7 protein-coding genes are annotated in these 8,332 nt (G+C 60.8%); 3 read left to right on the plus strand and 4 right to left on the minus strand.

Annotated elements, in window-relative coordinates:
* The 3 genes from AC5DC2_RS15010 to AC5DC2_RS15020 all read left to right on the plus strand — a co-directional run.
* Positions 1-631, plus strand: a 631-nt coding sequence (locus AC5DC2_RS15010) for a tyrosine-type recombinase/integrase (protein ID WP_491699055.1), incomplete at its 5' end; no start/stop codon positions are given.
* Positions 628-1,131, plus strand: coding sequence for a GIY-YIG nuclease family protein (locus tag AC5DC2_RS15015; protein WP_491699056.1), 504 nt, complete (start codon positions 628-630; stop codon positions 1,129-1,131). The genes AC5DC2_RS15010 and AC5DC2_RS15015, both read left to right, overlap by 4 nt.
* A gap of 614 nt (positions 1,132-1,745) precedes the next feature.
* On the plus strand, positions 1,746-2,243 hold the full coding sequence (locus AC5DC2_RS15020) for a DUF2165 family protein (RefSeq protein WP_491699057.1): 498 nt from the start codon (positions 1,746-1,748) through the stop codon (positions 2,241-2,243).
* A gap of 166 nt (positions 2,244-2,409) precedes the next feature.
* Here the strand turns inward: AC5DC2_RS15020 and AC5DC2_RS15025 are convergent, their stop codons facing one another.
* The 4 genes from AC5DC2_RS15025 to AC5DC2_RS15040 form a co-directional block, all read right to left on the minus strand.
* The gene (locus tag AC5DC2_RS15025; protein ID WP_491699058.1) at positions 2,410-5,004 is read right to left on the minus strand and encodes a cation:proton antiporter; all 2,595 of its coding nucleotides are present in this window, start codon (positions 5,002-5,004) and stop codon (positions 2,410-2,412) included.
* A 158-nt stretch (positions 5,005-5,162) separates the two neighbouring features.
* Positions 5,163-5,333, minus strand: a complete 171-nt coding sequence (locus tag AC5DC2_RS15030; RefSeq protein ID WP_491699059.1) for a hypothetical protein — start codon at positions 5,331-5,333, stop codon at positions 5,163-5,165.
* Positions 5,334-5,571: 238 nt separating this feature from the next.
* Positions 5,572-6,405 (minus strand): polyphosphate kinase 2 family protein, encoded by an 834-nt coding sequence (locus AC5DC2_RS15035; protein WP_491699060.1) that lies wholly within the window; start codon positions 6,403-6,405, stop codon positions 5,572-5,574.
* Positions 6,406-6,478: 73 nt separating this feature from the next.
* On the minus strand, positions 6,479-8,332 hold a 1,854-nt coding region (locus tag AC5DC2_RS15040; protein ID WP_491699061.1), incomplete at its 5' end, for a plasma-membrane proton-efflux P-type ATPase.

The following is an 8,332-nucleotide window of genomic DNA, read 5'->3' on the forward strand; positions in this document are numbered from 1 at the left end:
CGATTTCGGGCAGCATATGCTTCGCGAGAGACAGGAGCGCGTTCGTGAGGCAAGCACGGCCGAGGAAGAGGCGATCCTCGCAGAGTTGAGCCCAGGGTATGCAGAAGCTGTCCTCTTCGCATTCCTCACTGGCTGCCGGCGCATGGAGATCCTCGGCCTACGATGGCCGCATGTCGATTTCTTTGGGCGGCAATTTACTGTCTTCGGAAAGGGCGACAAGCGCCGCACTATCCCCATGTCGGACGCGATCTATGATCTGCTGTGGTCGCAGAAGGATCACCACCCGGACGTCGTCTTCACCTACGTGGCACGCCGCACTTTGAAAAAGCGTGGGCTCGTCCGCGGCAAACGGTATCCATTGACAGAAGATGGCCTCAAGACTGCGGCGCGGCGCGCGATCGCGGCAACGGGCATCGAGGACTTTCACTTCCACGACATGCGCCACACCGCGGCGACACGCGTACTCAGAAAATCAAACCTGCGTGTTGCTCAGCGACTACTCGGCCATGCCGATATCCAGACGACGACGAAGTACGCTCACGCGCTGGACGATGATATCCGCGCTGCACTGGAGGCGACATCGAGTCCGGCCCACGAAACGCGAGGTAAGGACAAAAAGGCAGACGGATGACGATCTACAAGCGGGGCGACAGCGAGTGCTATTCCTATGATTTTTGGCTTGACGGGCGGAGGTATTCTGGAAACACCCAAACGGATGACTATGAAGACGCGCGCGCAATTGAGAGCACAATCAAGGCGGAGATCGTCACGATCAGCCCGCTTTGTCGCTCGGTCCTGAAGCGAGCGCGCCGCACCCTGCCGAAGAAGATGCCGGCAGCAGCAGGCTATGTCTATTTCATAAAGAGCAGCCATTTCGTGAAGATTGGGTACTCGAATGAACCCAGCGAGCGGATCAAGAAGATATTCACATCAACGCCGCTCGACTGCGAACTCTTGTTTTGCGTTAAGGGGACCTTGCGCCTTGAACGACAACTGCATAGCGAATTCGCAGCCTGTCACCATCAGAGAGAATGGTTTTTTTATTGCGGGAAACTGAAAGCTTTTCTCACAGAGTTTGAAGCCGCGCAGCGACATTCACTCCCACAGGAATTACCGCAAGATACGTTATAAAAAAATGTAAGTGATTGTTTTATATAGAAGTATTCGAGAAGACGACCCCTTGACCCCCAGTCAAGTGCGCTACCGGGCTGCGCTACACCCCGACCAGCCATAACGGCCCGTCCCCATTAGACTTTCGGGTTTCTGCGCGCAAGAGGGAATTTCGCTTTCCTGAACAAAAACGGAAAAAACGTCCCGAACACTCGGTCGAGAGGCTAGCGCATCGGGCCGAAAATCGAAATCGATTCTCGAAAGGCACGATGCGTAGATTCATTAGGTTAGAGCGTCCTTTGTGCGTGCGAATGGACGCAGGACGCTCCAAAAGCCCCGAGAAAGCCCCCGGCTGCAGGGCCGCCAGAGCAGGTTCGGTCGGTGCAAGGATGACGCGCCTCGAAGAAACGCGCAACCGCTCATCAGAACCGCAACTGACAGGTCTGCCTGTATCCACCCGGCCTCACATCATGGTAACGCCCGCGAACAACCGCTCAGCCACCCTTGAACGGGCAAGCGTCTCAATCCCTTCGCGCGATTGGCGGTGCGCTGACAATTGTCAAATCCGAGCAAAGAACGTCAGTGCAACCTTCACTTGTCGTTCCGGAATACGAAATGCCAGGGAGTCTAGTTTCATGACCATCAGATTGTCGAAGTCCTTGACGGTTCTCGCGATAGCCTTTTTCGCTTCACTTGTGGCGTTCGGGAATATCACGGATTACGGGTCGAACTTTGCGTTTGTTCATCATGTTTTCCTGATGGACACCATTTTTCCCGACTCATCCATCAAGTACCGGGCTATCGAGTCCGAAGCGCTCCATCACGCGGGCTACATCTTCATCATCGCCCTGGAGACCCTCACTGCGCTGTTTTGCTGGATCGGAGGGTTGCGTTTGTTTGCTGCCGTTCGGCGCCCCGCGCAGGTGTTCAACGCCGCCAAGAAATGGGCGGTCGTGGGGCTGACGCTCGGTTTTCTGACCTGGCAGGTCGGCTTTATGTCGATTGGCGGCGAGTGGTTCGGAATGTGGATGTCCGACCAGTGGAACGGCGTATCAAGCGCATTCCGCTTCTTCATCACGATCATCGCCGTGTTGATCTATCTTGTACTGCCTGACACGGATGACGCCGTTTAGCGCCGTGCGTCCATTCGGACGCACAAAGGACGCTCTAACCTATTTTATCTACGCATCGTGCTTTCCGAAAATCAGACCCGATTTTCGGGCCGATGCGCTAGCGCCTCCGCTTTTCCTGGACCGCTTTGGAGCGCGTGCGGCCTTTGAACCGTTGCGCCCGCTCGGCTCAAAGCTCGCTCTGGTAGAACCGTCTTCGCACCCTCGGCCTGAGCGAGCCGGCTTTCACGAGGATCGACCGAATATGCGCGGTCTGCTCATCGGCAGGGCGGTCGAAGGTTTCGGGCGGAATGATGACGCCGCGCTCGGCAGCGCTTTGAATGACGGCGGTGCGGAAAGCGCCTTCGCGCGCCATGAAGGTGCGGAAAGTGTGCTCGTCCAGCGTCAGCAGCGTGCAGTCCGTCACCGCCGTCACCTGGATCGGCCGGCGGCGCTTGGCCAGAACGGCAAACTGGCCGAAGAGGTCACCCTCCGTCAACCTGAGCTTCACCCCGTCGGTAACGACCGTGACCGTGCCGGCGGCGATGAACCAGACCTCGCGGGCGGAGCTTTCCTTCCTGAGGATATGCTGGCCCGGCGCGGCGTAGACGATGCGTATTTTCTTGCGCAGCAGCTTGCGTTCCCGCTCGGTGAAGTCGGCGAAGGCGACGAAGCCCTCCACCGTGACGCGCTTCTGCCGCTTCAGGTCGAGAACCGGACGGCCCTTCAGTTGCGCCCGTCTTTTGTCGATATCCGCGCCAAGAGTCGCGCGCAGTTCGGGGCCTATCAGCCCGTCCTCCACCAGCGCCTCATATTCGCCCTCCTCCAGCTGCAGCGTGGTACGGCGGATCAGCCGCCGCTCGAGTTCTTCCGCATAGCCGGGAAATTGCAGCCTGAGGGTTTCGAGTTCATGGCGCGCTTCCTCAAGGCGGCGGTTGAGCAATTCGTGCAAAAGTTCGCCGACGCGCCGGCCATGGATGCGGCGAATGCGTTCGTCAATGAACAGTTCCAGGCGCGGCAGCACCATGCTGTAGGATACGAGCACATCGAACCGGTCTTCCAAAAGGCTGGCGAGCGGGCGGGCGATGCCGAAATAGTTGTGGAGGAGCGTCGCCACGCGAAAGCGCAGATTCGTGCCATAAACCCGTCGCGAGGCCGCCCGGTAGCCCGCCCGCCCGCCGGTGCGCGTTGCCTCGATAATCATGTCGGCGCCGATCACCAGACGCTCGGCAAGGTCTGCGGAGATGATCTGGTCGCGGTAGCCTTCAAGGATCGAATCGCGCTCGTGCGCAGCCAGCGCGACAAGGCCGAGCGTGATCCGGTCCCGGTCCTGCAGCCGCTCCGTCGCGTCGGTCTCCTCCACGGCCGCATCGACGCGCTCGGCGAAGCGCTTGGCCTCGTCGCGAACGATCTCGCGGGTCAGCCCGAGGTCGCGCGCGGTCTCGGAGACCCGCTCGCGCACGCTCTGCAAGGCGACGGCGATCACCTGGTTGCTGAGCGCGACATCGAGCGGGCTGAGCCTGTCGAGCTTGAGCCGGCGGATGATCCAGCGCAGCGTCGTGCCCTGGACGATCAGGGTGAACAGGGTGAAGCCGGTTGCAATCAGGCCGACCTGGTGCTTGATGTCCTGCGGCACGTAGCGGTTCTCGGTGACCGCCAGTGCCAGCGCCAGCGTGACCGCGCCCCTGAGCCCGCCCCAGAGGATCGCCACGCTGTAGGGCCGTTCCATCTTCGGAGACAGCCTGAAATAGGCGAGGACCGGCAGCACGCCGAACAGGATGAGCGCCCGGGCGACAAGGGCCGCGACCACCACGACGGCGATCAGAAACAGGTCGTAGAGCACAAACTCCGAAAGGAGTTTGGGGATGAGGATGGCGGCGAGAATGAAGATCAGCGAACCGGCCCAATGGGCGATCAGGTCCCAGGTATCGCGCATCTGCAGGTTCAGGGCAGGCGTGAAGCGCGCCGTCATGTGGAGATTGATAGTCAATCCGGCGGCAACCACCGCGATCACGCCGGATGCCGAAAACTGTTCGGCCAGCAGGTATGTCAGCAGCGGCACGGCGACCGATACCGAGATCTGGCCGCGCGGAAAATCCGGCATGCGGGCGATAACCTCGACGGCGAAGCGCCCGGCGGCGATGCCGATCAGGCCGCCGACGCCGGCGATCCAGGGAAAGGTGACAAGCGCGGGACCGAGCCTGGGATTGGCGACATTGACGGTGACGAAGCCCAGGAACAGCGAAAACAAGGCGATCGCCGCCGCATCGTTCAGCAGGCTTTCGCCCTCCACGATGCGCGCCAGCCGCTGGGGAGACGGCGTCGCCTTGAAGATAGAGACGACGGCGGAGGGATCGGTGGTGGAGACGATCGCGCCGACCAGAAGGCAGGCGGCGAGCGGCAGGCCGGCGACCGGATAAAGCGCGAAGCCGACGGCCAGCATGGCGACAAAAACCGCAAGAACCGCCAGCACAAGGATCGGCACCCAGTCATCCAGCATGCGCCGGATATCGATATTGAGCGCCACCTGAAACACGAGCAGCGGCAGGAACACGTTGAGAAAGAAACTCGCCCGTATCGGCAGGTTCAGGATGCCCAGCGCCAGGGGATTGAGTGCATTGGTAAGGCTCGTCTGCCAGAAAAAGGTGGCGGCAATGCCGATGCCGATACCCATGGCGGCAAGGATCACGGAAAAAGGCAGGCGGAGGCGCGCCGCGAGCGGCTCGCTCAGCCCGATGACCGCAAATATGCCCGCGGCAATTGCGACGAGGATCGCAAGCTCCACTCCACACATCCTTTCCCAAACGCCTGGCGCGACGAAGCCGTGGCTCTTCGTCGGCCGGGTTCCATTACCCAAACCCTTGAAGATGTTCAACTTAGCCGAAATCACGCGCGCAAGTCAGCAAGCGTGAACGTTTTTATTCGCGATTGAAGGAATTGTTCTCAGAACACCGCCAGAAAGAAGGCCGCGATCGCGGCAAGGATGACGGCCGCCATGAGCTTGACCCAGAAGCGGGTTCGATTGGCAACCGGCGTCGGCATGCTGCAGGCGGAGCAAACGGCAGGCCCGAAGCGCAGATGATGGTCGCAATATTGGCAGTAGAAAACCCGCATGTCTTTCGCGCCCTCCTGAAAGGCGTCGATGTCGAGCCGATCGCGGCCCGCGCGCGGGCCATTGTCAGGCAGTCTACACTTCGCACAACCAAGAGAGGCATAATGATGCGTCGCAACAAAACTGTACCGCTGTCATTCGTGGCTCTCGGACCTCAGTATGACAGGTAATTGATTATTTTCAAGGTTCATTATTGCGACGCAGCACAACTTTCGGGAGTGGGCGATCGAAAGCCCGGCTTTAGCCGCTGCGCACCGCATGGTGATATTTGCGATAGATCTCATCGAGGTCGACCGTCGGCTGCGGCGTTTCGATCCTCATGTCGACAAGGGTCTTGTGGATGATCTCAGCTGCCGCCAGGTTGCGGAACCATTTCCGGTTGGCCGGCAGCACATACCAGGGCGCATGTTCGGTCGAGCACTTCGACAGCATGTCCTCATAGGCCGCGATGTAGTCATCCCAGCGTTCCCGCTCGGAATAGTCCGAGCCGGAAATCTTCCACTGACGCTCCTTGTCCTCCAGGCGCTTCTCGAACCGGTCGAGCTGTTCATCCTTGGATATATAGAGGAAGAACTTGACGATGCTGACGCCGTTTTCGGAGAGAAACTCCTCGAAATGGTTGATTTGCCGGTAGCGCTTGGACCAGACGCTTTCGGGCACGAGATTGTGGACGCGGGCGACCAAAACGTCCTCGTAATGGGAACGGTTGAAGACGGCGACCTGGCCGAGCGCGGGCGTGCGCTGGTGCACGCGCCAGAGAAAGTCGTGGGCCTTTTCCGTTTCGGTCGGCTGCTTGAAGCTCGCGACATAGGTGCCCTGCGGGTTCATTGCCCGGATCACATGCCAGCACACGCCGTCCTTGCCGGCGGCGTCGATGCCCTGCAGCACGACGAGAAGCGCGTGCTTCTTCTCCGCATAGAGCTTTTCCTGCAGCGGCGTGATCTCGTCGAGCACCGCGTCAAGCGCGGCCTTGCCCTCTTCCTTGTCCTTGATAGTGCCGTGAAAGGACGGGTCGATATCGGCAAGCCGGACCGTGCTTCCGGGCTCGATCCTCAATTTCTCGCGAAAATCCATCGGCAGGCCTCCTGTTGTTGACAAAGACTAACGCATCGATCCGAAAACCGAAATCGATTTTCGGATCGATCCGCTAGCGGAACAGCCGTTCGTTGACCACGTCGATGGACATGGCCCGCCGGGCGCTGCGGTTTTCAAGAACGTGGTCGATGCCGATCCTGACCAGCCCGATGATGAACAGCCAGACAATCAGGTAGACCCAGACGAGACCGATCAGTTTCCACGGAATCTCGGGCACGATAATGCCGAAACCGCACATCAGGACGGCCACCAGCTGGGTGGCGAAAATGGCGATAAGCAGCGGCCGGGCGGGATAGGGCTTTTTCAGGAACCAGTTCTCCTTGCGGCTGACCAGCATCAGAAGATGGCCGCCGGCAACCAGCTGCAGGAACATCATCGACTGCAGATGGGACTGGTCGGTCAGCCCCAGCCCCGCCCAGCGTCCCGGCTCGGAGAGAACCTCCATGCCCATCAGTAACAGGCCGAAGGACTGGACGATCGAGGCAAAGCCGAGAACCGCGGAGACCGACAGAAGATGCGGCATGCGCCACCGGATCGGCTGTTCGGAAACGCTGGTATTGTCATAGGCCACCGTCATGATCGGGATATCGTCGAGAAGCGACATGAGCACGATCATGATCGGCGTCAGCGGCTGGAAACCGAGAAAGATGGTCGAGAGCACCACCAGGAACATGATGTCCATGGTCAGCGCCACGCGATAGATCGTGTAGCTGGTGATCCGTCCGAAGATGCGCCGCGCCTCGTCGATGGCATTCTGGATCACGGAAAGGCCGGGCGCCGTCAGGATCAGCGCCGCAGCGCCGCGCGCCGCATCCGTCGCGCCGGAAACGGCGATGCCGCAATCGGCCTGTTTCAGCGCCGGAGCGTCATTGACGCCGTCGCCGGTCATGGCCACCAGATGGCCGTTCTTCTGGAAGGTCTTGACGATCGCGTATTTGTGCTCGGGAAACACCCGGGCAAAGCCGTCCGCCGTCAGGATCCGGTCGGCGATCGGGCCGGGCACGTTGTCGGGGTCCATATCCTTCGGAAACACCTCCGCCGCCGGCAGGATATTGGTGCCGAGACCGAGCTGGCGCGCCGTCTCCTTGGCAATCGCGGTGTCATCGCCGGTGATCATCTTCACGGAGACGCCCTTGGCGCGGACATTCTCGATCGTCTGCTTCGAATCATCGCGCGGCGGATCGAACATCGGCAGGATGCCGAGCAGCGTCCAGGTCTCGCCGCCGTCATCGGAGCGGGCCACGGCGAGCGCGCGGTACCCCTTGGCGCCAAGTTCGGCGACATGGGCGTCGACCTCATCCGCCACCGCCTTGTCCGCATTGGCCAGGAGAACGATCGCATGCGGCGCGCCCTTCGATGTCAGGAACGCCTTGCCGTCCGCACCGCTGACCGCCGCTTCCGTGCGTTTCGACACCGGGTCGAACGGCGTGAACTTGCCGATGGTGTATCGCTCGAGCACGGCCTTGTCGGCAAGCGCGCCGATCACCGCGCCGTCGATCGCGTCGCCGTCTTCGGCGCGCGAGGCAAGCGCGCCGGCCAGCACGATGTCCTCAGGCGTGGCTCCGCCGACGGGGATCGGATCGCCGAGCGTCAGGATATTCTTCGTCAGCGTGCCGGTCTTGTCGGAGCACAGGATGTCGGCGCCCGCCATCTCGTCGATGGAGGACAGGCGCGAGACGATGGCCTTCTCCTTCGACAGCGCCAGCGCGCCGAGCGCCATGGTGATGGAGAACACAGCCGGCATCGCCACCGGAATCGAGGCCACCAGCAGCACCAGCACGAATTGCAGGATGCCGAGCGCATCGGCGAGACCCCAGTTGTCGGTCTTGACGATGTCGACATAGACCTGGATGGCGACCATGATCATCGCCAGCACGACCGCCACGACGATGAGAAAGTTGCCGAT

The organism is Martelella sp. (assembly GCF_984369615.1).

Coding starts and splice junctions, on each gene's coding strand:
- AC5DC2_RS15015 (WP_491699056.1), top strand. CDS start 628: ATGACGATCTACAAGCGGGGCGACAGCGAGTGCTATTCCTATGATTTT.
- AC5DC2_RS15020 (WP_491699057.1), top strand. CDS start 1,746: ATGACCATCAGATTGTCGAAGTCCTTGACGGTTCTCGCGATAGCCTTT.
- AC5DC2_RS15030 (WP_491699059.1), bottom strand. CDS start 5,333: ATGCGGGTTTTCTACTGCCAATATTGCGACCATCATCTGCGCTTCGGG.
- AC5DC2_RS15035 (WP_491699060.1), bottom strand. CDS start 6,405: ATGGATTTTCGCGAGAAATTGAGGATCGAGCCCGGAAGCACGGTCCGG.